This window comes from Hydrocarboniphaga sp. (assembly GCF_028291725.1).
GTDB lineage: Bacteria > Pseudomonadota > Gammaproteobacteria > Nevskiales > Nevskiaceae > Hydrocarboniphaga.
On the sequence record NZ_JAQGNT010000009.1, the window covers coordinates 34,381 to 57,555 of the forward strand.

18 protein-coding genes are annotated in these 23,175 nt (G+C 65.0%); 10 read left to right on the forward strand and 8 right to left on the reverse strand.

From position 1 onward, the window contains the following. Position 1: 1 nt before the first annotated feature. Positions 2–217, reverse strand: coding sequence for a hypothetical protein (locus tag JWQ90_RS02385; RefSeq protein ID WP_366919417.1), 216 nt, complete (start codon positions 215–217; stop codon positions 2–4). Positions 218–422: 205 nt separating this feature from the next. On the opposite strand from JWQ90_RS02385, the gene JWQ90_RS02390 reads away from it, so the two are divergent. The 4 genes from JWQ90_RS02390 (at position 423) to JWQ90_RS02405 (ending at position 2,735) form a co-directional block, all read left to right on the forward strand. After that, the gene (locus tag JWQ90_RS02390) at positions 423–803 is read left to right on the forward strand and encodes a type II toxin-antitoxin system RelE/ParE family toxin (RefSeq protein WP_299688795.1); all 381 of its coding nucleotides are present in this window, start codon (positions 423–425) and stop codon (positions 801–803) included. Next, positions 790–1,104 carry a DNA-binding transcriptional regulator gene (locus tag JWQ90_RS02395; protein ID WP_299688798.1) on the forward strand — a complete coding sequence of 105 codons (315 nt, stop codon included), beginning with the start codon at positions 790–792 and terminating at the stop codon, positions 1,102–1,104. The genes JWQ90_RS02390 and JWQ90_RS02395 overlap by 14 nt, the downstream gene beginning before the upstream one ends. A 323-nt stretch (positions 1,105–1,427) precedes the next feature. After that, complete coding sequence (locus JWQ90_RS02400; protein ID WP_299688801.1) at positions 1,428–2,333, forward strand: restriction endonuclease; 906 nt, start codon at positions 1,428–1,430, stop codon at positions 2,331–2,333. Positions 2,334–2,360: 27 nt separating this feature from the next. After that, positions 2,361–2,735: a HigA family addiction module antitoxin gene (locus JWQ90_RS02405; RefSeq protein ID WP_299688804.1), complete on the forward strand. Its 375-nt coding sequence runs from the start codon at positions 2,361–2,363 to the stop codon at positions 2,733–2,735. Positions 2,736–3,002: 267 nt separating this feature from the next. Here the strand turns inward: JWQ90_RS02405 and JWQ90_RS02410 are convergent, their stop codons facing one another. From JWQ90_RS02410 to JWQ90_RS02430, 5 genes are all read right to left on the reverse strand, one after another. Next, entirely contained in the window at positions 3,003–5,885 is a 2,883-nt protein-coding gene (locus tag JWQ90_RS02410; protein ID WP_299688807.1) for an AAA family ATPase, read from the reverse strand. Positions 5,886–6,049: 164 nt separating this feature from the next. Further along, positions 6,050–8,107 (reverse strand): amidohydrolase family protein, encoded by a 2,058-nt coding sequence (locus JWQ90_RS02415; RefSeq protein ID WP_299688810.1) that lies wholly within the window; start codon positions 8,105–8,107, stop codon positions 6,050–6,052. Between the two features lie 139 nt (positions 8,108–8,246). After that, positions 8,247–9,113, reverse strand: a complete 867-nt coding sequence (locus JWQ90_RS02420; RefSeq protein WP_299688812.1) for a dienelactone hydrolase family protein — start codon at positions 9,111–9,113, stop codon at positions 8,247–8,249. A gap of 122 nt (positions 9,114–9,235) precedes the next feature. Further along, positions 9,236–10,018, reverse strand: a complete 783-nt coding sequence (locus JWQ90_RS02425; RefSeq protein WP_299688815.1) for an enoyl-CoA hydratase-related protein — start codon at positions 10,016–10,018, stop codon at positions 9,236–9,238. Next, the gene (locus JWQ90_RS02430) at positions 10,018–11,745 is read right to left on the reverse strand and encodes an FCD domain-containing protein (RefSeq protein WP_299688818.1); all 1,728 of its coding nucleotides are present in this window, start codon (positions 11,743–11,745) and stop codon (positions 10,018–10,020) included. The genes JWQ90_RS02425 and JWQ90_RS02430 overlap by 1 nt, the downstream gene beginning before the upstream one ends. Before the next feature lie 248 nt (positions 11,746–11,993). Here JWQ90_RS02430 and JWQ90_RS02435 point away from each other — a divergent pair, with 248 nt between their 5' ends. The 6 genes from JWQ90_RS02435 to JWQ90_RS02460 all read left to right on the forward strand — a co-directional run bounded on the left by JWQ90_RS02435 (position 11,994) and on the right by JWQ90_RS02460 (position 20,858). Continuing rightward, positions 11,994–13,379 (forward strand): hypothetical protein, encoded by a 1,386-nt coding sequence (locus JWQ90_RS02435; protein ID WP_299688821.1) that lies wholly within the window; start codon positions 11,994–11,996, stop codon positions 13,377–13,379. Positions 13,380–13,402: 23 nt separating this feature from the next. Beyond that, positions 13,403–14,062, forward strand: coding sequence for a hypothetical protein (locus tag JWQ90_RS02440; RefSeq protein WP_299688824.1), 660 nt, complete (start codon positions 13,403–13,405; stop codon positions 14,060–14,062). After that, the gene (locus JWQ90_RS02445) at positions 14,059–15,306 is read left to right on the forward strand and encodes an MFS transporter (protein ID WP_299688827.1); all 1,248 of its coding nucleotides are present in this window, start codon (positions 14,059–14,061) and stop codon (positions 15,304–15,306) included. The genes JWQ90_RS02440 and JWQ90_RS02445 overlap by 4 nt, the downstream gene beginning before the upstream one ends. A gap of 126 nt (positions 15,307–15,432) precedes the next feature. Continuing rightward, positions 15,433–16,713 carry a sulfotransferase gene (locus tag JWQ90_RS02450; RefSeq protein ID WP_299688830.1) on the forward strand — a complete coding sequence of 427 codons (1,281 nt, stop codon included), beginning with the start codon at positions 15,433–15,435 and terminating at the stop codon, positions 16,711–16,713. Between the two features lie 424 nt (positions 16,714–17,137). Beyond that, a complete protein-coding gene (locus JWQ90_RS02455) occupies positions 17,138–19,432 on the forward strand; it encodes a TonB-dependent receptor (protein WP_299688833.1) in 2,295 nt (764 codons plus the stop codon). A 79-nt stretch (positions 19,433–19,511) separates the two neighbouring features. Next, positions 19,512–20,858 carry a DUF1214 domain-containing protein gene (locus JWQ90_RS02460; RefSeq protein ID WP_299688835.1) on the forward strand — a complete coding sequence of 449 codons (1,347 nt, stop codon included), beginning with the start codon at positions 19,512–19,514 and terminating at the stop codon, positions 20,856–20,858. 333 nt (positions 20,859–21,191) lie between these two features. Here the strand turns inward: JWQ90_RS02460 and JWQ90_RS02465 are convergent, their stop codons facing one another. Both JWQ90_RS02465 and JWQ90_RS02470 read right to left on the reverse strand, forming a co-directional pair. After that, positions 21,192–21,629 carry a thioesterase family protein gene (locus tag JWQ90_RS02465; RefSeq protein ID WP_299688838.1) on the reverse strand — a complete coding sequence of 146 codons (438 nt, stop codon included), beginning with the start codon at positions 21,627–21,629 and terminating at the stop codon, positions 21,192–21,194. A 22-nt stretch (positions 21,630–21,651) separates the two neighbouring features. After that, positions 21,652–22,983, reverse strand: coding sequence for an MFS transporter (locus tag JWQ90_RS02470; RefSeq protein WP_299688841.1), 1,332 nt, complete (start codon positions 22,981–22,983; stop codon positions 21,652–21,654). Positions 22,984–23,175: the final 192 nt, after the last annotated feature.

Consider the following 23,175-nt stretch of genomic DNA (forward strand, 5'->3'; position numbering starts at 1 on the left):
CTCAGCCGGCGGCGTCGTCAGCGGGCCGGCCGGCGGCGGCGCACTCCAGGTCACTGGCAATGGCGGCCAGCAACTCGAAGGCGGAGGTAAATTCCCGTTGGCGCCCGGTGACCAGGTTTTCGATGCGGCCGGCGAGCGCTTCGGCAGTGGCGTCGCCGCGCAGCTTCAGCACGTAGGCGCGGCGGTTCGGGTACTTGGATTCAGGGTTCAGCGTCATGGCAGCGAAAGGGATCGGCAGGTTCGCTGTCAGCCTGAGCCCCTGCCCCCGTCGAGTCGTCAGCGAAAGGTCGGCGTTGGGTCGCGACTGCGCTTGCTCGGAAGCCTCGGTCAAGAGCAAGCCGTCGGGATCGGGCGCCGGTTGCAAAGTCAGCGTGCAAATTCATAGCACTTAGTGCTATACAATAAAGGGCGAGGAGGCGGACATGGCGGTTTACAAAACCCGGTGGTTCGACCGCTGGGCTCGCAAAGAGGGATTGGCCGCATCCAGCCTCTGCGCCGCCGTGCAGGAAATGGCGCATGGCCTCGTGGATGCCGACCTGGGCGGTGGGCTGGTCAAGAAGCGGATTGGGCGGCCCGGACAAGGGAAGAGCGGCGGTTATCGAACGTTGGTTGCCACCAACAAGGGCAACCGCTGGGTGTTCGTGTTTGGCTTTCCGAAGAATGAGCGCAGCAACATCGACAAGGACGAAGCCGAAGCCTTGAAAAAGTTGGCAGCGCACCTGTTGTCACTGACGACGCAGGCGCTCAGCAAAGCACTGAGTGCCGGTGAACTGATGAAGGTGGATTGCGATGCGAAAGACTAAATCTTCGATCCTTGACGCCGTGCATGACACGGCCAAGGGCCTGCACAAAGCGGGCGTGATGGATCAGGTCACACTGCGTGAATTCGACCAGCTCTGCCTGCCGCCGGTCGAGCCGCTGCAGCCCGAGCAAATCAAGCACATCCGCGAAACCACACGGGTCAGTCAGGCTGTCTTTGCCCGTCTGCTGAACACCAGCCTCTCTACAGTGCAGAAGTGGGAAATCGGCCAGAAGAAGCCGACCGGCACCGCTCTCAAGCTGCTACACCTGGTGCAAAAGCGCGGCCTCGAAGTCGTCGCCTGAGTCATACAGGCGCATGAATCCAGAAACCGACGCCTCGTCGGCTGCGGCCCACGGCTGCGGCTCGGTAGCGGCTGCGCGGCGGAATGCGGCTGCCGTTCCTCTGGATGCTGATGGGCTGCATCGGCAGCTTCAGCGTGCTGGGCCTGGCCGGGCTGGTGATTCGCGTTTGATCGGATGGAATTCGAGTTGCGTCTCGGCCAGGAGCTGGCATTCCGGGGAACTGCTTGGGGTTCCCCGAACTAACTGCAGGACGGTTACAAGCGTCCAGTATGGTCCCCGATAGAATCGGTCTCCGACAAGGCGGCTAGTGTGGAGATAAGGCTATGGCGATCCCGGACTTTCAGTCGTTGATGCTTCCTGTGCTCAAGGAGTCTGCTGCCGGCGAGGTCCGCATTTCAGATGTCGTTGCCGTACTCGGAACCAAGCTGGCTTTGACCGAGGCAGAGCTGTCGGAACTCCTGCCCTCGGGCAAGCAGACGACGTTTGCCAACCGCGTGAACTGGGCCAAGAGCTACCTGGGCAAGGCCGGCCTGATCACACTCACGAAGCGCGCGTACTTCGAGATCAGTGAACGAGGGCGGGCGGTGCTTGCCAACCCGCCGCAGACGATCAATATCAAGTTCCTCGAGTCTTTTCCCGAATTCAAGGCATTCCGATTGGCCGCTGCTGAGAGTCCGACCACACCGCAAGCGGAGCCGACGAACTTCAAAGAACTGGCGCCCGATGAGGTGATCCGGTCTGCAAGTGACGAGCTTCAGCAGTCGCTCAGTGCGGAGTTGCTCGCGAAGATACTTGCCTCACCCCCAGACTTCTTTGAGCGCCTGGTCGTTCAGCTTCTGATCGCCATGGGCTACGGTGGTTCAGCCATCGAAGCCGGTAAGGCGCTAGGAAAGAGCGGCGACGGTGGCGTAGATGGCGTCATCGATCAGGATGCGTTGGGTCTGGATCGGATCTACGTCCAGGCAAAGCGCTACACGGACAACAAAGTGTCGTCGGGCGAGATCCGGGACTTCTTCGGGTCGTTGGATCGATTCAAAGCGAACAAGGGCCTATTCGTCACGACGTCAACCTTCTCGCCGGCAGCGAAAGAAACGGCCGACATGCTGAGCAAACGCATCGTATTGATCGATGGGATACTTCTCACTCGGCTGATGATCCGATTCGATATCGGCTGCCGGGTCGAAGAGGTGGTCTACATCAAGAAACTCGACGAGGACTTCTTCGACTGATGGATTGCCCACTGAAGGAGCCTGAAGATGAGCATTCGTATCGAAGACCTGCCGCACCTGGATTTCAGTGACCTGATCCAGCCGCGCGCTCGGCGCATCCCGCCCACCAGCCCCGGTGAAATGCTGGTCGAGGAGTTTCTCAAGCCGCTGGAGATGAGCAATTACCGGCTGGCGAAGGAAATCGGCGTGCCCGCCCAGCGCATCGGCGAAATCATCGCCGGTCGTCGCAGCATCACCGCCGATACCGATTTGCGGCTGTGCCGGTTTTTTGGCCTCTCGGATGGTTGGTGGCTGCGCTTGCAGGCCGACTACGACACCAGGATTGCGCGCGACGCGATGAGCAAAGCACTCGCGAAGATCAAGCCCTGGCCCGCTTCGACAGGACGTGGAGCGCCGGCCTGAGGGAATCACAGATCGGCTTCGGAAGTTGGAGCGTGGCTACAACGGTGCAAGCGGTGCTTGCACCGTTGCCCTGAGTAGAAGCTGCATTCGTCCAACAGTCTGCTGGACAATCGTTCCGGGCAACCGGCGCGGCCGAATATCGAGTGTTTGCGTCCCTTCGGCTCCTTGATGTTAGTACATGGACGTACCGCGGCAATCGCTGCCTCATGGTCCAGCGCATCGAGCTTGTTCTGGCACCGGCCGGTGCCATGGGCGTCATCAGGCTGGTCAGGGCTGCAGGATGGCCCGTGCGCGCCGCACCGGCGGCGTGTCGCTCGCTTCCGGGAGTCGCTCGACAAGAACAGCGAGCGCGCTACGCTCCGCAGCCGCCGCCTCGTGGTGCTCGCACAGGTCGACGAGTGCAAGCAGTTCGAGCCAGGGCGCGTTCTGCGCTCGCGCTTCGTCGATCGCGCGCCGCACCGAGGCGGCGCCGGCCTCGGCCCGAGCTTGCGCACGGGCAATCGCCGCCTCCAGCAGCCACAGTTGCGGCAGGACCACGCGCTCGGCCAACTCGTCGGCGAGCTGCAGCGCTTCCTGCAACTGGGCTAGCGCCGCATCGGTACTGCCGGCCAGCAGCAGCGCCTGCGCCGAGTAGCCCAGCACCTCACTGGCGCCCGAGCGCATGCCAAGCCGGATGTTCTGCTCATAGGCCTCGCGGATCAGGCGGTGGCCTTCGAGTGGCGCTCCGTTCAGGGCCTGCGCCCAGCCGCGGAACCAGCGGCACGCCGTCTGCCCCTGCGCCAGGGAGAATTCGTCGACCAGTGACTGCATCTCCTCGGCCAGCGCCGCGACCCGTTCGGCATTGCCCAGGCGCACCTCGAACAGCGCCTCGTGCCAGGTGGCGACGAGCTGCGTCATCGGCTGCCGCAGCACGCGAGCGCGCTCACGTAAGCGTTGCACCTGTGCCCTCGCCTGCCCGACCCGCCCGCGGTGTACGAGCTCGATGGTCAGCATCCCGAGCAGCGTGACTTGCGGGTCGGTGACGAAGACCTCCGCCGCCGCGACGTCGAGCGCCTCGGCAATGGCGAGCCCGCGTTCTATCCATGCGAGCGCCGCCTGCGGCTGGCCCTGCAATTGGTGCACCTCGCCGTGCACGATGCACACCGCCAGCATCAGCGCCGGATCGTCCGATCCCGCCGCGAGCGCCTCGGCGCGTCCCGCCACCGCCAGCGCCTGCGCATACTCGCCGCGCAGGCTCAGCATGTAGCCGAAACCGTACAGCAGCCGCCCGCGCATCGCGTGGTCGGGCAAGTCTTGCAGCAGCGTGTACGCGCGCTCGAAAGCGCCTTTCGCTTCGCTGCCCACGCCTAGCGATTGGAAGGCCGCCACGCCGTGCAGCGTGGCGACTGCGATCTCCAGTGCGTTGCGCTCGTCCCCCGTCGGCGCCTGCTGGAGCAGAACCGAGGCGCGCTCGGTGAGGCTGATGGACAAGGCCGGGCTGAAGTGCAGCAGCGCCGCTTCCGCCGCCTCGTTGTAGTAGCGCAGCGCGGTCATCGGCTGCCGCGCGCGGTCGAAGTGCATCGCCAACTCCGCTGCGGCCACCGGCACGCCGGCCGAACGCTCCCGTTCGAGGGCCGCGCCGACCTTGCGGTGCAGCTGAGTTCGAACCGCAGGCGACGTGCGCTCGTACAGCACCTGCCGGAACAGCGCGTGCCGGAACGCGTAGGGCAGCTCTCCTGCGGCGTCGCTCTCGGCGGCTCGAGGCGCGGCGAGCCACAGGTGCTCCCGCACCAGCGCCTCGCAGGCATCGACCACTGACGCGGCATCGCGCTCCAGAGCCAGCGCCACCGTATCGACACGGAATTCCACTCCGCAGACAGCCGCCGCCGAGAGCAGGGCGCGCGACTCGTTGTCCAGCCTGGCCATGTAGTGGTCGATGATGGCCGCGAGACTCTCCGGAACCGCCATCGCCGCGAGCTGCGCTTCCACCGCGGCGTCGTCCGCCCTGCGTTCCATCACCTCGGTGATGACCGACGAGACGAACAGCGGCACGCCGTCGGTGCGCGCGTGCAGCGCACGCACGAAGGCCTCGTCGCGCGCGAGCGAGGCCGAGTGTTGCGCGATGCATGCGGCGACCTCAGTCTCCGAGAACGGGTCGAGCACCACCTCCTGGCACAGGCGCTGCCGGCGCAGCTCGTGCCGCAGCGGGTTGAGCGGATGGTTCAGCGCGATCACCTCGGCCAGGCGGAAGCTAGCCAGCCACATCAGGCACGCGCGTCCGCGCCGCCGCGCGAGGTAATCGATCAGCTGCAGCGTCGCCCGATCACTCCAGTGCAGATCTTCCGTCACCAGCAGCAAGGGACGCTGCTCGGTGTAGCGGTCGAGCAGCTCGCCCATTTCGCGCAGCATGCGTTCCGGGCCCACGCCAGCCAGCTCGCGCCGCAGCGCGTCGCGTTCCTCGGCGGTGCTCAGCCACGGCAGCTGCAGCAGCCAGGTCGGCGCCACACTACGCAGCAGCACCGGCAGTGTGGGGTCGCCGCGACACAGCTCGGCCAGCGCTTCCAGCACCGGCAGGTAGGGCTCGCCCGTGCCGTAGTGCTCCACGCACTGCCCGCGCGCGCAGGCGATGCCGCCGAGGCTGGCGACGAAGTGCTCGATCAGCGTGGTCTTGCCGATGCCCGGTTCGCCAGCGACCCAGACCACCGCGCGCTGCCCGGTGCAGGCTTGATCCCAGGCCTGCTGCAGCCGGGCGATGGCGTTCGCGCGGCCAACGAACGACGACGTCGGCTCCGGGCCTGGCGGCAGCGTGACGGCGACGGACTGTGCCGCAGGCGCGGCGGCCGGCGCCGCAATGAAGCGGTAGCCACGCCGCGGCACGGTCTCGATAAATCGCGGCTCGCGGGGGTTGTCACCGAGCGCCGTGCGCAGGTCGCTGATGGCGGTCTTGAGTACTGATTCGGTGACGAACTGGTGGCCCCACACCGCGTCGAGCAGTGCGTCCTTCGCGAGCAGCGTGCCCGGCTGGCGCGCCAGCGCGCACAGCAGGTTGAAGGGCGTGGGCGCGAGCGCGACGGCCTTGCCGCCTCGCAGCAGCCAGGCGTTCGCCTCATCGAGTTCGAACTCGTCGAAGCGGACGCGAACCGGATTCGGGTTGGACGGCGAGCGTGCCACGCGCTGTGTCCTGCGTTAAGGCCTGAACGAATTGTGGCTGGGCGCGTGACGGATGTCTCGATCAACAAAGCTTCCGCGAGAAAGCGAGCCCCAACATTCTTCCGTGCCGATGTTGGGGTTCGCTGCCGCTCACCCCAACCTACGGGCTGTAGAACGAACGCGGCTCATTCCGGCCAGATCGGCTTCTGGTAGCCGTTCGGATTGGGAAAGTAGCGGCCGTAGCTCGCCGTGCCGATCACGCGGATGTCGCGCAGCAGGTTCGGGTCGCGCGTCACTTCCGCAGCCAGTGGATCGGCAGAGAGCAGCACCAGATCGGCGTACTTGCCGATTTCAATAGTGCCGCGAGTCTTGTCCATGCCGTATTGATATGCGGCATCGACAGTGAAGGCCCTGAGTCCTTCGAGGATGCTGATGCGCTGGTCGCCGCCGACCGGGTCGGCCGCGTCCACCATCACCGGTGGGCACTTCTGATCCTTGGGATACCACGGCATCTGCTGCGCATTGCGGGTGACCGCCGTCCAGATTTCGAACAGCGGATACGGCGGCGTCACCGGCGAATCGCTGTGCAGCGTCAGGCGCCCGGTGTGACGCAGCACGTCGCGCGAGGGGTAGATCGTCAGCGTGCGCTTGGGGCCGAGCACCTGATGGCATTCCGGCAGCGCGTAGTAGTAGACGTTGCTCGACATCTCGCTGACCATGGTATTGCCCAGGCTCTTGAGCGTGTCCAGGTCCTGCGTGGTGATCATCGGCGCGTGCAGAAGCACGTCACGCTTGCCGGACGGCGGCGGTGAGGTCGGCCGCGTCTCCTGCAGCGCATTCACCGCGTTCTGGATCGCCTGGTCACCGATCTGGTGAATGATCATCGGGAAACCCGCCTGGTGCGAAGCCTTCAAGCGCTCGGCGATCTGCTGCTGGCTGATGTCGGGCAGCCCTTTATACGGCTGGGAGTACAGCAGGGGTTCGGTATACGGCTTGAACCACTCCTCGTAGGGCTGCTTCAGATCGGCGGTATAGCCCTGCGCCGAACCATCGGTGAAGCTTTTCAATGCCTCGACGGATAGCAGCGGGTTCTTTTCACCGATCAACTTCCGCGCCGCCAATCCGGTCTCGACGGTCTTTGAGAAATCAGCGGCGGCGGCATCGTAGGCAATCATCGCAGCGGCCACTGGAAAGTCGCTGCGCTTCCAATCGAGCAACTGCTGCGCGTAGAGCGCCATCACATCAAATCCGGCTGCGCCTTCCTGCGCCAGCGTGTAGCCGTGCTGTGCATAGATGTCGGCGGCCTGCTGGAGCAGCTTGCCGCTGAAGTCAACGCCCTTGTTCTGCTTGATCAACACGCCTTGGAAGTAGGCGGTGGCGACGAGCGAGCGGTCTTCGTTGAGCTGGCCCATCTGTGCCAGCGCGATTTCCTGCTTCGGATTGGTCGTGGGCATGTGGCAAGGCTGCGGCTGCACGGTGCCTGGATTGCAGATGTTCAGCATCTCCAACGCCGGCGAGTTGACGTACGAGATATGCCCGGATTCGCTGGTGACGTAAATCGGGATGTCCGTAGAAATGGCATCGAGTTGCTTGCGCGCGCTGCCGTCTTCGAAGTTCGGGCATTGAAAGGCCACGTCTTGCGGCGGCTTCTTGCAGCTGGGGCTGTGGCCCAGGCGCGATGGATCGTAGTTGAACGCGAGCACCGGGCCGCTGCGCTTCTCCTGCTTCCACTGCGCGACGCGCGCGGTGATGCGCGCAAGCACTTCATCGTGGTTCTGTACCGGAATGAAGCACTGCTGTGGATCATTGGGCGTGGCGCAGCGCGGGTCACCCGGCGAAGGCTTGAAGTAGATGTTGATGCTGGATACGTCCAGCCAATTTTCCGGGTCGTTGTAGATGCTGTAGCCCGCCATGTGCGAATGCGGGTCGATGAAGCCCGGCAGGATGGTCATGCCCTGCGCATACACGAGCTGCGTCGACGGACCGACCAATGGCTTCATCTCGGCGTCGGTTCCAAGCTTCACAATCTTGCCGTCGTTCACCGCCAGCGCTTGTGCGTTCGGCTGCTGCGGGTTCATGGTGACGACGTTCGCGTTGAGGAAGATCAGCGAGGCATAAGGCTCGCTCTTTCCTGCCGCTTGCGCCGCACCGAAAGCACTACCACTGACACTGCCGAGCACGAGTGCAAGCGCAGCCGAAATGACGCGGCCGCCGGATACCCGGCGGTGGATTCCCTGTTTCATGATCGCCTCTCCCTGGTTGAGCGACCGGACCGCCTGAGCGCTTGCCCAGAACGGTGGAGTGGTCGCGCAATCATTCCGCCTGAGCGGCGGCGGCTCTTCAATCGCCAGGTAGGACTAGTACTTTCGTATCGTGGTCGAGCTACAGCGCGCGGCCGAACAAGGCCAGCATGCGATCCCAGGCTTTCTCAGCCTGGTCGTAATCGTAGGCAGGCGAATCGGTCGGACACCAGCCGTGCTTGGTGCCGGCATAAACCTCGATTTCCGCCGGCAATTTCGCCTGAGCGAAAGCCGTGCGCAGCGTGTCCTTGGCGGTCGGTTCCTTGGCGTCATCGTTCTCGGCAATCGCGATCAGGAACTGTGCCTTCATGCTCGGGATCAGCAGATGCGGGCTGTCCGGCTTGTCCGTCGCCAATCCACCGCCGTGGAACGTGGCACCCGCACCGATACGGCCCGGCAAGGCCGCTGCCGTCTGCAGCACCAGCGGACCACCCATGCAGTAACCCGTGGTGCCGATCTTTCGCTTTATATCCACGGCCGACTGCTGGTCGAGAAACGCAGCGAAGGCCTTGGCGTCGATCTGCGCGGTGTCCGCGCTCAGGCTTGCGCGCAGCGCCATCAGCGCATCGCGCGTTGCCGGATTATTGAAGTCGGCATGTTCGGGCGCGGTCGGCGCGCGCTGGGTGCGATAGAACGGATTGACCACCAGCACCGCATAGCCGGACGCGGCGAGGCGCGTCGCCATCTCCTTGAATGCCGGCCGCAGCCCGAAGATATCCGGCCAGATCAGCACGCCGGGATGCTTGCCCTTCGCCGGGTGCACGAAGTACGCATCAGCAGTCCCTGCGGGCGTTTTGATGTCGACATCCTTGCCCTTGGTCTCGGCCGCCAGCGAAAGGACGGGCATGCCGGCGGCCAAGCCCGCGCCGAGCACCGCCAGCCCGAACTTGCGGCGCGTCAGCCCCGTGTCACGCCGCGCAAAGCCAGCCAGGTCATCGCTTTCACACATTGGTTCGTCCTCGTAGTGGCAGATATGAAAGGCTCATCCCATCGAGCAAGGGGGATTTTAAATCATCATGTTCGCTAACGGTCGGTTCCAGGAATCAGGCCTGGATCCGCTACAGAGCGACTTCAGTCCGCCCAGCGCGGGGCGCGTTTCTCCAGGAACGCCAGCGCGCCTTCTCGATTGTCGGGCGATGCGCGCAGCCGCTGGCTGGCCGCTTCGGTAACGACGCGCGCATCGGCTTCGTCCATGCGCGTTGCCGCCCGCGCGATCGCCAGCGTCTCGCGCACGGCCAGCGGTGAGTTTTGCGCGATACCTGCGGCCAGCGTCAGCGCCTCGGCGATCACCTGTGCGTCGGGTACCACGCGGTTCAACAATCCGGCTTCGTAGGCGCGCGGTGCCGCGACGAGTTCGCCGGTCAGCAGCCACTCCAGCGCGATCGAATGCGCTACCCGCGCCGGCAGGCGGAACACGCCGCAGGAGCCGGCGATGGTGCCGCGGCTGACTTCGGGCAGGCCCAACCGCGCGTTGTCGCCGGCAACGATCAGGTCGCAGGACAGCGCCAGCTCCAGGCCACCGCCGGCGGCGACGCCGCGGATCGCGGCGATCCAGGGCTTGCGCCGCGGATACGCGGTCAGGCCCAGATAACCACCACGTGGCCGCAGCAGCTCCTGGTCGCGGCCGGCGGCGATCGTCGCCAGATCGGCACCGGCGCTGAAGGCCTTGTCGCCGGCGCCGCTGAGCACGACGGCGCGGATCGCGGCATCGGCTTCGAGTTCGTCGGCGGCGGCTTCGAGCGCCACCGCCATATCGACATCGATCGCATTGCGCGCCGACGGGCGATCCATCAGCACATGCGCGACATGCTCGCCGACGCGCTCGATCCGTACCTTGCCGGCTTCGGCGGCCATCAGCTCTTGCTCCGCTTTTTGGCAGCTTTCTTGACTGCCGGCTTCCTGACTGGGCCTTTTTTAACGGCAGGCGGCTTCTTGGCCGCTTTCTTCGTGGCGGCTACTTTCGGTGCCGCCGGCCATTCCGGTGACAGCTCCTCGGTATCGCGCAGCGATTGCAGCCACTCGCTGCGCGGCGCCTCGCCGTACCAAGCATCGACCAGCTTCAGGTGCCGCGTCATCAGACGCCGTGCCAGCGCCACTTCGCCACGGCTGATCGCGCCGACCAGTTCGGTATGGCTGTCGGTGAACACTTTCCAGATGTCCGGCAGCGGCACGCGTGTCGAATAGTAGGCGGCGATTTCCGCCATCACCTTGGTGAACAGCGCCAGCACACGATTGCCGCTGAGCACGCTGATGGCCTCGTGCACGCGGCCGTGAATTTCCAGCATGTCTTCGCGGCCGGCCTGGCGCTGCTGCTCCAGCAGCAACTCCAGCTGCCGGCGGCCGGTGGCGTCAATGCTGCGCGCCGCGAGCTGCGCCGCGGTGGTCTGGATCGTCCGCCAGAGTTCATAAAAATGGCGCGGTTTCAGGCGCGCATACTGGAAATAGATCGACGTCAGTTCGACCGTATAAGCGGGATCGGGCTTGCCGACGACCAGGCCGCCGCCGAGGCCGCGGCGCACGCCGACGATGGAATGCAGCTCCAGCGTGCGCACGGCCTCGCGGAAAACCGCGCGGCTGACGCCGTAGCGCGCGCCGACTTCAGGCTCGGCGCCGATGCGGGTGCCCGGTGCGGACTTGGCCGCGGCGATATCGTGCGCGATGCGCAGCGAGGTCCGATGCCCGAGCTTCATCGCGGCATTGCCGGCGTTGGGCGAATCGTGGGTCACGCCCAGCGTCAGTGCGCTGGCATCCTCGAACTTGATCCGGATACGCCGCAGCTGCTGTTCGGCTTGCTTGCGGCTGCGGTCCAGCGAGGCACGCATCGCCATCCGCGCCTGCATTTCGTCGCCGCCGAGCAGCGCTTCGACCAGTTCTTTTTTCTCGCGCCGCGATTCGCGGATCAGCATCTTCACGTCAGGGTGATCGGCCTCGACGGTCAGCATGTCGCTGGTCACGTAGTACAGCGATTCCAGCAGCAGCGACAGGGCGGCGTTGCGCGACAGCGAGTTGATCGCGCCACGCAGCGCCAGGTGTCGCGTCGCCTCCAGCTGCATGTTGTCCGCCGCGCTGGCGAGCAGACCCTGCAGCAATTCGCCCAGGCGCTTCAGATCGGCGTCGGTGGCGCGCTCGCAGATCAGGCCGACGAGCAGGCCTTCGACGACTTCACGCGCTTCGAACAACTCGCTCAGGCTGACCGCGGCCAGTTCCAGATAGCTGGCGATCGCCAGCACGACCGAATCACGAGCCGGCTGCTGCACGACCAGGCCGCCGCCGACGCCGCGGCGCATTCTCGCCACGCCGTGGCGCTCGATCTGGCGCACTGCTTCGCGCAGGGTCGAGCGGCTCACGTTGTAGTGGCGCATCAGCTCGACCTGGTTGCCGAGCACCTCGCCGACCGGCCAGCCGCGCGCCGCGATGTCGCGCTTGATGGCGTAAGCGGTGACTTCGCCGAGCTTGCGGGTGCGCGCCGCCTCGTTGTCCTTCGGCACCTGGAACAGATTCGCCGCTGCCGCTGTCCACTTCGAGCGCGACGACCGGGAGGGTTTGCTGCGCGCAGCGGCGTCGTTGGGGCTAGAGGGCATGTAGGTCAGGATCGATAGGCACGGTATAGGGTCCTATTATCGGTGGGTTTCCGCGGCGATGCGACGCTGCCCCAGGACTGTTGCCTTCATCGAAAAAAACCTGTGATGGCTGGCGTCGGCTCGTCGTCTTGAATTAGGATACTATTTATAGGATGCTCGCCGTAACCGGGCCTCTGTTATGGGCCGCGGACGCCAGCTCTTAAAACGACGAGGAGGAGAAAGCGGCCGCGCAGCGGGCGCCGAATACGATGGACCCAAGCACATCCCAGACGCCCAGCCCGCCGACGGCCGTAGTCGAACCACGGTTTCTGGACGCCGTCGAAACCCTGCCCCGCCCGCAGCTGCGCGCGCTGCAGGAACAGCGGTTGCTGAGGATGCTGCGCTACGCCTACGAGCGCTCGGCGCTGCTGCGCAACAACTGGCAGGCGGCCGGCGTCAGGCCCGACGACATCCGCAGCATCGACGACTTCAAGCGCCTGGCACCGTTCACGGACAAGGACCAGATCCGCGCGTTTCGCGACGAGCACGACGATCCTTTCGGCGGTCTGCTGTGCATCCCGCCCGAAGAAATCAGCTTCATCGCGTCCAGCTCCGGCACCACCGGCGACCCGACGCTGTTCACCTGGCGCTGGGGCTCGTCCGATGGAATGGACCCGCAGTGCCCGGGCATCGAGGCCGGCACCTCGAACTTCTGGCCGAATACGCCGCGTGACCTGTGGCAGATGGGCGTGCGCGCCGGCGACTACGTGGTGCTGCTGGCCAACCGCATCCGCGGCCCGGTGTTTCGCGTGCTCGAGCGCCTGGGCACGATCCCGATCCTGCTCAGCTATCACCCCGACGACACCCATGCCTTCGTCGAGATGTCGCGGCGCTATCGGCCGGCGGTGCTGTTCACGGCCAGCAATCCTTTCATCTACCAGCTCGAACTGCTGGAGCGCGATCACGGCGTCGACATGCGCGAAGTGTTCACCAGCTACAAGGCGGTGATGTTTGCCGGCGAGCCGATGGGGCCGCGCAACCGCCGCCTGCTCGAAGGCTGGGGGCTGATCGGACGTATCTACAACCAGACCGCGTTCGGCGACATCGCGGTGGCGCACGAATGCCGCGAACACGAGGGCATGCATGCGCACGAGGATTTCGCGCTGGTGGAACTGGTCGATCCGCAGACCGGCGCGCTGATCGAGGGCGACGGCGTTGGCGAACTGTGCGTGACCTCGCTGATCAACGATGTCGATCCGCTGATCCGCTATCGCTCCGGCGACATGATCCGGCTGACCACCGAGCCCTGCGCCTGCGGCCGTAGCAGCGCACGCTTCTGGACCGTCGGCCGTTCCGGCGACGAGGTGGTCGTCGACGGCCGCACCGTGCTGCCGATGGATGTCTGGGCCGCCGTGGAGAATGTCGATGACACCTCGGCCGGCCTGTTCCAGGTGATCCGTACCGGCCGCCACATGCCGGCGCTGCGGATGCGCGTCGGCTACGGCGGCACGCCCGACCTGGCCGCGGTGCAGGCGCAGCTGGTGGAATCGGTGCAGCGCGCGGTCGGCCTGATCGCCGAGATCGAATTAGTGCCCTATTCGGAGCTGCTGAAGATCGGCCCCCGCAACAAGATTCCCCGGACCGCGAAGCAGTGATCCCGACGAACCATGCAACACCATTGAAAGCACCGGCCGGAGCGCCCTGGATCGTCGGCGTCGCGCACTTCGCCTGCGGCACGCTGCCCTACCCGCTGAGCCGCCGCGATATCGAGCGCGACAGCGCCTGGGCGGTGACGGTCTACGAACGCCTGGGCCTGCAGGCCGGCCAGATGATCCACCTGATCGGCGACGGTGCCGAGGAAGTGTCGTGGTGGCCGTTCGAGAACGCGGCGATGCGCCTGCACATCCCGTGGATCCAGGCCGAATCCGGCGCTTTCGACACCAGCCGCACCGACATGGTGATCCGCCGCTTCAAGCTGCAGGCGATTCTCGGCCTGTCGACGCCGGTACTCGATGCGCTGCTCGCGCTGGGCCGCGATCCGCGGCAGTTCTTCGGCGGCCTGCGCGCGGTGGTTGCGGCGCCGGCGGCGGCGCGCAAGCTCGCCGCGCTCAGCGTGCCGGCGTGGACGCTGCTGCAGATCGGCCCGGTATTCGCATTCGAGCCGCCAGCCGGCGGCGGTGCCCGCTACGACGAGAGCGAGTGGCGCGTCGACGCGATCGATGGCGAACTCGCGCTGTCCAGCGTCAACGCGCGCGCGGCGCCGTTTGCGAAGCTGCGCAGCGGCCTGCGTGGGCGCGTCGAGATCGTCGACTCCGAGCGCCGCGTGTTCCTGGAGTGAGCGACGGCGCGGCCAATCCGAATCCTGGGCCGGCATCGTCCGCACCGGACGTGCCGGATCGCTTGTCACCCGGCATCTCGCGCAGCATCGCGATCTCGCTGACCGCGGTTCCGGTGATGCACGGCATCGGCCAGTCGCTGATCTTCGCGATTCTGCCGGCGGTCGCCCGCGACATCGGCATCGACGAAAACGGCGTCGGCCTGATCTATATGCTGCCGGCGATCGCCTGGTCGCTGGCAACCGCGTGGTGGGGCCATCGCTGCGACACCTGGGACCGCAAGCCGATCCTGCTGTTGAGCCTGCTCGGCTTTGCAGCGTCGTTGCTGATCTTCGCTCTCGCCTCCGCCGGCGCCTATGCAGGCTGGTACGGCGCCGGCCTGCTGTGGACGCTGATCCTGATGTCGCGTCTGCTCTACAGCGCGCTCAGCAGCGGCGCGCTGCCGGCCGCCCAGGCCTACGTCATCGCGCTGACGCCGCCGGCGCGGCGCACGATCGCGATCGGCCGGCTGACCGCGGCCTGGAATCTGGGCACGCTAATGGGCCCAGGGGTGATCGGCGTGCTCGCGGTGTTCGGCTTGCTGACCCCGCTGTTCGCGACCGCCGCTTTCGCGATGCTGGTCTGGCTGGGCGTGCGCCGTGGTCTGGACCCGCAGCCGCCGCAGCGCAGTCACGGCGCCCCGACGCTGAGGATGAGCCCGTTCGATCCACGGATCCGCTCGGTACTGCTGATCGGACTGTGCGGCAGCATTTCGCAGGCGACGCTGCTGCAGACGCTGGCCTACACCTTCATGGACCGGATCGGCGTCGCCACTGCCGACGCGCCGCGCGTGGTCGGCATCGCCCTGATGCTGGCGGCCCTGGCGACGCTGTTCTCGCAGACTGTGCTGGTGCCGAGACTCGGCGCCGCACCCAGGAAGCTGGAAAGTCTCGGCCTGACGATCAACCTCTGCGCTTTCGCCGGCCTGGCGATCAGCACGAGCTCGCTTAGCGTCTGGCTGGCGACGCTGCTGTGCGGCCTCGGCTACGGCCTGGTGCGGCCCGGCAACATCGCCCGCGCCTCGCTGTCGGTGCAGGCCGATGAGCAGGGAGCGATCGCCGGGCTCAACGGCGCGTTGTGGTCCGCCGGTTTCATCGTGACCCCGATTTTTGCAATGCCGCTGCACCGGATCGACCCCCGGCTGCCGTTCGTCGCAGCGGGCGCCGTGATCCTGGTCGCGCTGCTGCTGAGCCGACACAGATCCTGAGTTGACTTGAAGCGTTTCAAATAGGCTACTATCGCAACCACACGAGACCCGCTCAGAGGTCAGGCATCAGCGTAGCGAGGGCGTGCATCCCGCCTGAGGTCTGCGAGAACCTGGAGAAACAGAATCATGCTGAAACACGTACCGGTCCCGGCGCCCGACAGCCTGACCCCGCGGGCCCGCGAATTCGCCTATCCGCAGATCGATACCGCGGACGAGATCGTCGCCGGCAGTGAACTCGAGCGCCGCTTTCCGCTCGATCCGCAGTCTCTGATGCAACGCGCTCGCGAAGAAACCGGGCTGCTGGATTTCGGCCCCGATCCCTTCCTCGAACCTCTGACCGCGCTATGCGATTCACTGAGCCGCGAGGTCGATCTGAACGCCGGCGGCCGCGAGAATGCCTATCGCCGGCTGATGACCATCCTGGTGACGCGCCTGCGGCTTGAAGCGCTGTGGAGGCAGCGGCCGGAGATCCTGAACCTGCCGGTGCCCAAGCCGATCTTCGTCGTCGGCCTGCCGCGCAGCGGCACGACGTTCCTGCAATGGCTGCTGGCGCGCGACGCGAGCCTGCGCCACGCGCCGTTCTGGGAGCTGCTGTTCCCGCTGCCTTTCGGCGATCCGGAGGCGCCGGTGTCGCAGCCCGATCCGCGCATCGCCGCCGCACACGCGGCGCTGGACCGGCTGCACCGGATCGCACCCGAGATGACCAAGATGCACCAGCTCGAGGCCGAGGAGCCCGAGGAAGAAATCGCACTGCTGTCGCTGGGCTTCTGCTCGATGGCGTTCGAATTCTCGTTCGCGGTACCCAGCTACGTCGACTACTACCTGCGCGCCGATCACACCGCCGGCTATGCCTACTTCCGGCGCGTATTGCAGACGCTGCAGTGGCTGCGCGGCGGCGAGCAATGGGTGCTCAAGGCGCCGATGCACATGGAGAACCTGAAGCCGCTGCTGGCGGTGTTTCCGGACGCGCTGATCGTGCAGACGCATCGCGACCCGGTGACGACGACGGTGTCGCTGGCCAGCCTGACCTGTTACGGCATCCGCAACTACTTCGATCACCCGAATCCACTGCTGGTCGGCAGCAACATGGTCGCGATCATCGAGCGCCTGCTGCGCGGTATCTGTGACGCGCGCAAAGCCGGTGATCCGCGCTACGTGGACGTGCATTTCCGCGACCTGACTGCCGATCCGATCGGCACCGTGCGGCGCATCTACGCCGCCTGTGGCAAGACGCTGGACGCCGCCGCCGAAACAGCCATGCGCGACTGGATACAGACCAGCCAGCGCGGCAAACCCGGCGGGCATACTTATTCAGCGGAGGATTTCGGCATCGACATGGCGCAGCGCCGCCAGGCGCTGTCGTTCTATACCGAGCGTTTCGGGGTACCCGAAGACCGCCGCGCCTGACCGCCCCCCGGTGCGAACAAATGCAAAATGATGCGCTTCATTTACCTACAGGTAAGACTTCAAAAAGACGTTGACAAATAGCATCCTTTCGAGAGAATCTAAGCTGAATAAGGCATTCAGCCAACCAGAACTAGCTCACCGCTTGAAGTGAGCACCGTGCCATAGAGGAGAAACTGTCTTGTTTAAACAAAGCATTATCGCAACATCCGTAGGCTTGGCCGGCGCCATCGCGAGCTTCCCCGTGCATGCGCAAATGGAAGCAGTCGCCCAGCAGACCGCTCCAGTTCTTTTAACTGAAAGCGCTTTAAGTGAAACTGATGTACCGGCTGCGGAGTCGGCACCCGCCGATCCCACTGCGGCGGCACCAACTGCCGACGCCGCTCCGCCCGCCGCCGAAGCTGGTGAGCTGTCGATCGAGGAAGTCGTGATCACCGCACGGCGCCGCGCTGAAAGCATCCAGAACGTGCCGATCGCGGTCACTGCGGTGAGTGGCGATGCGCTGGCACGCGCGAACATCACCGACGTCAATGCGATGGCGACGCAGGTACCAAGCCTGGTGATCACGGCCGGCTCGTCCGGCAGCAAGGCGATACCGACGTTCGCGATCCGCGGCCAGAGCCAGCAGGAGCTTTCGATCCTCGCCGATCCGTCGGTGCCGGTGTACTTCAACGACGTCGTCGTCGAGCGCCAGCAGGGCGTCAATTCCTCGCTGTTCGACATCCAGTCGGTGGAAGTGCTCAAGGGCCCGCAGGGCACGCTGTTCGGCCGCAACTCCACCGGCGGCGCGATCAACATCAAAGCGAATACACCGAGCGAGGAGTTCGAAGGCTACGTCGGCACCACGGTCGGCAACCTCGGCCGCTTCAACACGACGGCGATGGTGAACCAGCCGCTGACCGACTGGGCGCAGCTGCGCGTCGCCGGCCAGACCACCGACAGCGACGGCTATCTGAAGGACGTCGTGCTCGACAAGGAGATCAACAACGAGCACACCAAGGCCGGCCGGGTTTCGCTCGCCGTGCAGCCGATGGATGGAATGAACTCGCTGTTCACGTTCTCGCGCTTCATCGAGGACGATGGCGGCACCGGCGCGGAAATCGTCACGCTGAATCCGGGCTCGCTGGCGAATGCGACCAAGCCCGACGGCACGCCGAACGGCACTGCGGCTTTCCTCGGCTACACCGGCTCGCTCAGCGGCGAGCAGATGGTGGCCGACCAGCAGGCGCGCGGCATCTACAAAACCGCCAGCGGCGCCGACCAGTTCACGCGCGTCTCGACTCGCGACATCGCCAACACGACGACCTATGACATCAACGACGGCCTGTCGGTGAAAAACATCGTCGGCAACCGTCGCGTCACCGGCGGCAATTTCGACGATGTCGACGGCATGCCGATTCCGCTGATCCAGATCGCCCGCTACTACGACTTCAACCAGATCTCCGAAGAGTTCCAGCTGCTCGGCAAGACCGATACTCTGAACTGGATCGTCGGCGCCTATTACTTCCACGAAGCCGGCGGCACCGACGACTACAGCATCACCGTCAAGCCGGCCAATACCTCGCCGGGCAACCAGATACCGCAGCCAGTACCGCAGGATTTCCCGGGCTGGACGCTGACCGATCCGGATGGCAAGAACACCAGCAAATCGGTGTTCGCACAGGCCACGCAGAAGCTGGACAACCTGGTCGAGGGTTTGTCGTTCACCGCCGGAGGCCGTTATACCTGGGATGACCGCGAGGCCACGATACGCAACCGTTCCGGCAACGCCAGCAATCCGAACGGACCGGAGGTCTGCCGCTTCTCGCGCGATCTGGACAGCGATCCCAGCACGCCCGAGACACCCGCCAACCAGGTGCCGATCGACGAATGCGTGGTCTCGTTCAAGAAGAGCTTCAGCGAGCCGACCTGGAACCTCAGCCTGGACTACCAGTTCACGCCGCATAACTTGCTCTACCTCGCCAATCGCCGCGGCTATCGCACGGGCGGCTTCGGCGCACGCGCCGCGACCGAGGACGCGCTGTCCAAGACTTTCAATCCAGAAACCGTCACCGATGTCGAAATCGGCAGCAAGAACGACTTCCGCCTCGGTGAAATACCGCTGCGCCTCAATGCGGCTGTCTACTACTCGGACTACAAGGACATTCAGCGCCTGCTGACCGATCCGACCACCAATCCGCCGCAGACGATTCCGGTCAACGCCGCCAAGGCCACGATCAAGGGCGCGGAAGTCGAGTTCACGATCCTGCCGACGGACAACACCGAAATCTCGGGCTTCTATTCCTACACCGATGCGAGCTATGACGAGTTCATCGATCCACTGACCGGAGCCGACATCTCGAACCAGCCGTTTGCACGCGCCCCGAAGAACGTCTACAGCATCACCGGCCGCTACACGCTGCCGACACCGGCCGAGATCGGCAAGACCAGCGTGCAGGTCAATTACTTCCACACCGCCGGCTACAGCGCGAGCGATACCTACGCGCCTGAACAGAGCGTGGACGCGTATGGACTGCTGAACCTGCGCGCGGACTGGAACTCGGTCATGCGCAGCGGTTTCGATCTCGGCTTCTTCGTCAAGAACGCGCTCGACAAGGAATATCTGAACGCCTTCGGCGACATCTACACCTCGGCCGCTATCGGCATCGTCACGCGCACGCCAGGCGAGCCGCGCAGCTTTGGCCTGGATATCCGCTATCGCTTTGGTGCACAAGGCGGCTGATGCAAGCCGGCTTATTGGCATAACCTCCCCTCCCGCGCTTCGGCGCGGGTTTTCTTTGTCTGAAAGCCAGGAGTTTTTCATGGATGGACTCGCCGACATTCGCCAGATTGCCGAGCAGGCTTACGTGTACGCGTATTCACCGGTCATGGCCTACGGCCTGACGTATACGCAGATCGTCACCGCGCCCGAAGCGGAACGTCAGCCAGTCAACACCTGGAAGCATTTCCGCACGCTGGCGACGCCGGATTTCAACAACTACATTCCCTGGGTCAACACCGACACGGTGTATTCGTCATCATGGCTGGACCTGCGCGCGGAGCCGGTGGTGCTGGTCACACCGGAGTTTCCCAAGCACCGCTTTCAGAACATCCAGATCAACGATGTCTACGGCCACAACATCGTCAACCGCGGCACTCGCACGCATGGCAACGGCTCGCGCCGCTATCTGATCGCTGGCCCGGGCTGGAGCGGCCCGACGCCGGCCGGAATCGACGAAGTCATCGTCGGCGAATCCTGGCTGCTGAAGATGTTCGCCCGCATCCTCGTGGAAGGCGCCGACGAGAACTGGACCGAACTGCATGCGCTGCAGGATCGCTTCGAGTTGCATACGCTGAGCGCCTGGCTCAAGCAGAATCCGCCGCCACCGGTCGCGGCTATCGACTGGGTCGTGCCCGACGGCAACGCTCGACTGTTCGAGGCACGCACGCCGAACTTCATCTGCTACTTGAATTTCGTGCTCGGCATGTGCCGCATACACGAAAGCGAAATCGCGCTGATGCAGCGCTTCTCCAAGATCGGCATCGACCCGGGTCTGGACTTCGATGCATCCAAGCTCGACACGCCGCGGCGCAACGCAATTCAGGCCGGCATCGATGCCGGTTACGAACGCATCCAGAAGCGCCTCGCGCATCTCGACGATCCGGTCAACGGCTGGGTCTATCCGCTGAACTTGCGCGGTCCGCGATCGATACTCGCCGGCAGCGACGACGCCTTCCTGCGCCGCGCGGTGCTGGCACGCTATGCGATCTGGGGCCCGGAATCGGCCGAAGTCGTCTACATGACCGCCGAAGTCGATCTCGACGGCGAGCCGCTGGACGGCAGCCAACATCGCTACCGCTTCCACCTCGCTCCGCCACCGCCGGTCAAAGGCTTCTGGTCGTTCACGGTCTACGACGCGAAGACGCGCTTGCTGGTGAAGCATCCCAGCGGACGCTACAAGATCGGCGACCGTGATCGCGATCTGGTGTACGCCGCGGATGGCTCGCTGACGCTGTACGTGCAGCACGATTCGCCGGGCGCGGAACATCAGGCCAATTGGCTGCCGGCGCCGGCGATGCCGTTCCAGATCGTCGCGCGGCTGTACTGGCCCGAGGCGGAGCTGCTCGATGGGCGCTACCAGCCGCCGGGACTTTGCAAGGCGGGATGATTCTCCGATATCGACGGGCAACGACACCCGTAGGTCGGCAATCCCTTGCCGACGTGAGGCGGTGATTGCGCATCCGAGGGCGCACGTCGGCAAGGGATTGCCGACCTACGCGACAAAGTGAACCGTGTTGGTTTCAGCGTGTAGGTTGGGGTGAGCGCAGCGAACCCCAACGTGTGCCCGCGCCGATGTTGGGGTTCGCTGCGCTCACCCCAACCTACACGGCTGTCGTCTCGCCCCCATCCCGCCGTTGGCTTAACTCGAATCGACACAAGTCGATTCTCGCCGGGGCCAACGGCTCCCCTGCATGCGGGGGAAGGAACTGGCCGGTTCGGCTCAGACCGGCAACATCAGCTCAGTCATCGCCTCGCGCACCGCCGCGACCAGCGGCACCGGCCTGCGCGAATCGGGGTCGACGAACACATGCACGAAATGCGCGGTCGCAGCCGGCTGGCTGTCGCCTTGCCTGAACAGCGCGACCTCGTAACGCAGGCTGCTGTTGCCGATGCGGCCGATCCGCAGTCCGGCATCGATCGCCTCGGGAAACGTGATCGGCTGGTGATAGTTGCACTGGCTTTCGATGGTCAGCCCGATCGCGTCCCAGTGCGGCCCGCGCAGCACCTGCCTGTCGATCAGCATCGTCGTCACGACGGTGTCGATGAACGAGTAATACTGCACGTTGTTGACATGCCCGTAAGGATCGCCGTCCATCCAGCGCGTCGCGATCGACAGCCAGTAGCGATACCGATCGCGGGTTTCAATTTTCGTTTCCATCAGATCCTCCGCTGTCCGCTCGTCAGGCTGAAGTCTGCGGGCTAAACGCCGCTGCGCGCAGCAGATCGCCCGGAGCCCATTTCGCCGCGACGAGCAGATGCACCGTCGCCCAGATATTGCCCAGGGCCAGCAGCGCCATTGCGTAGGGCAGCGCGTTGGCGCCGAAACTCGGGTTGAACCGGTCGCTGAGCAGCCCGACGAACTGCGGCCCGAAACCGTAACCGCAGACATTGCACAGCACCTGCAGCAGGGCCATCGTCGTGCCGCGCATCGTCGAGCGCGTTAGTTCGAGTGAAAGCGCGTAGCCGGTCGAGACGATCATCGCATTGAAGAAATGCTGGGCGGCGAAGCCGACGATGGTCAAGGGCAGCGATCCGCCGAGAATACCGAGCAGGGCAGTCGGCACGGTCAGCGCTGTCGCCAGCGCGGTGAGCTTGGGCAGATTGGCGACATTGCGCGTGCCGACACGGCTCGCCAGCATTCCGCCGACGAAAGAGCCGAGCGCGCCGAACGTCGCCACACCCAGCGCCAGCGTGAGCCCGGCGGTTTTCAGATTGATGCCATACAGGCGGATCATCAGCGGCGCGAGCCACGCGCCCATCCCGGCCGTCACCGCCATCGCGATGACGATGCCGGTCATCGTGTGCACCTGCGAACGCTGCGACCAGATGAAACCCAGAGTCTGGCCCAGGCTGGACGCGGCTACCGGTGCGCTGCGCGACGCGGCCGGCACTTCCTGATCTTCGTCGGCGTCGCCGCGTCGCGGTTCTTTGATCGTGGTCAGAACCAGGAGCATCAGCAGCAGGCCGGGAATACCCGCGACCAGAAAGCCGGCGCGCCATCCGTACTTCTGCGCCACGATCGCGGCCACCGCAAAGCCGATGATCGTGCCGATCTGCGTGCCCATGTAGTAGATGCCCATCGCAGTCGGGCGATCCTTGCGCTTGAAGTAATCGGCGATCAGCGACACGTTGGTCGGCGTGCCGCCCGACTCCGCTGCGCCGATGCCGATACGCGCGATCACCAGCGAGGCAAAGCCGCCGGCGAATCCGCACAGAGCGGTCAGGCCGCTCCACACCGTCAGCAGCACCGAAAGCAGACGCACGCGGTGCACTCGATCCACCAGCAGCCCCAGCGGAATGCCGGCAATGCCGAACGAAATCGCGTAACTCAAGCCGGCGAGGAAGCCGAGCTGCGTATCGGACAGAAGGAATTCGCGCTTGATCGGCTCCAGCAGCAGCGTGACGACCTGGCGATCCATGTGGTGGAACGCGTAGACCAGCACCAGCAGCGACAGTACATACCAGCGATAGCCCGAGGCCGCCGGCCTGCCGGATGTGCGCACAGCCTTCATCGAGTCTCCTTGACGATCCGCCGGAGGCGTCGACGGATCGGCTTATCGACGCGCCTGGTTCGGCGCTATCGCTTGTTTGGGCAAAGCGGGCAGCCGGCGTCGGGAGGCAAAGCGCCGCGACGGCCACGGTTCGCAGTATATGCCGCCGGACGGCAATATTGATAGCGCTTCAAGTTTATAATGGGACAGCAA

What these genes read in the sequence shown, in the direction of transcription:
- JWQ90_RS02405 (WP_299688804.1), top strand. Translation starts at nt 2,361, where the DNA reads ATGAGCATTCGTATCGAAGACCTGCCGCACCTGGATTTCAGTGACCTG.
- JWQ90_RS02400 (WP_299688801.1), top strand. Translation starts at nt 1,428, where the DNA reads ATGGCGATCCCGGACTTTCAGTCGTTGATGCTTCCTGTGCTCAAGGAG.
- JWQ90_RS02435 (WP_299688821.1), top strand. Translation starts at nt 11,994, where the DNA reads ATGGACCCAAGCACATCCCAGACGCCCAGCCCGCCGACGGCCGTAGTC.
- JWQ90_RS02420 (WP_299688812.1), bottom strand. Translation starts at nt 9,113, where the DNA reads ATGTGTGAAAGCGATGACCTGGCTGGCTTTGCGCGGCGTGACACGGGG.
- JWQ90_RS02470 (WP_299688841.1), bottom strand. Translation starts at nt 22,983, where the DNA reads ATGAAGGCTGTGCGCACATCCGGCAGGCCGGCGGCCTCGGGCTATCGC.
- JWQ90_RS02415 (WP_299688810.1), bottom strand. Translation starts at nt 8,107, where the DNA reads ATGAAACAGGGAATCCACCGCCGGGTATCCGGCGGCCGCGTCATTTCG.
- JWQ90_RS02395 (WP_299688798.1), top strand. Translation starts at nt 790, where the DNA reads ATGCGAAAGACTAAATCTTCGATCCTTGACGCCGTGCATGACACGGCC.
- JWQ90_RS02430 (WP_299688818.1), bottom strand. Translation starts at nt 11,745, where the DNA reads ATGCCCTCTAGCCCCAACGACGCCGCTGCGCGCAGCAAACCCTCCCGG.
- JWQ90_RS02460 (WP_299688835.1), top strand. Translation starts at nt 19,512, where the DNA reads ATGGATGGACTCGCCGACATTCGCCAGATTGCCGAGCAGGCTTACGTG.
- JWQ90_RS02390 (WP_299688795.1), top strand. Translation starts at nt 423, where the DNA reads ATGGCGGTTTACAAAACCCGGTGGTTCGACCGCTGGGCTCGCAAAGAG.
- JWQ90_RS02465 (WP_299688838.1), bottom strand. Translation starts at nt 21,629, where the DNA reads ATGGAAACGAAAATTGAAACCCGCGATCGGTATCGCTACTGGCTGTCG.
- JWQ90_RS02450 (WP_299688830.1), top strand. Translation starts at nt 15,433, where the DNA reads ATGCTGAAACACGTACCGGTCCCGGCGCCCGACAGCCTGACCCCGCGG.
- JWQ90_RS02385 (WP_366919417.1), bottom strand. Translation starts at nt 217, where the DNA reads ATGACGCTGAACCCTGAATCCAAGTACCCGAACCGCCGCGCCTACGTG.
- JWQ90_RS02425 (WP_299688815.1), bottom strand. Translation starts at nt 10,018, where the DNA reads ATGGCCGCCGAAGCCGGCAAGGTACGGATCGAGCGCGTCGGCGAGCAT.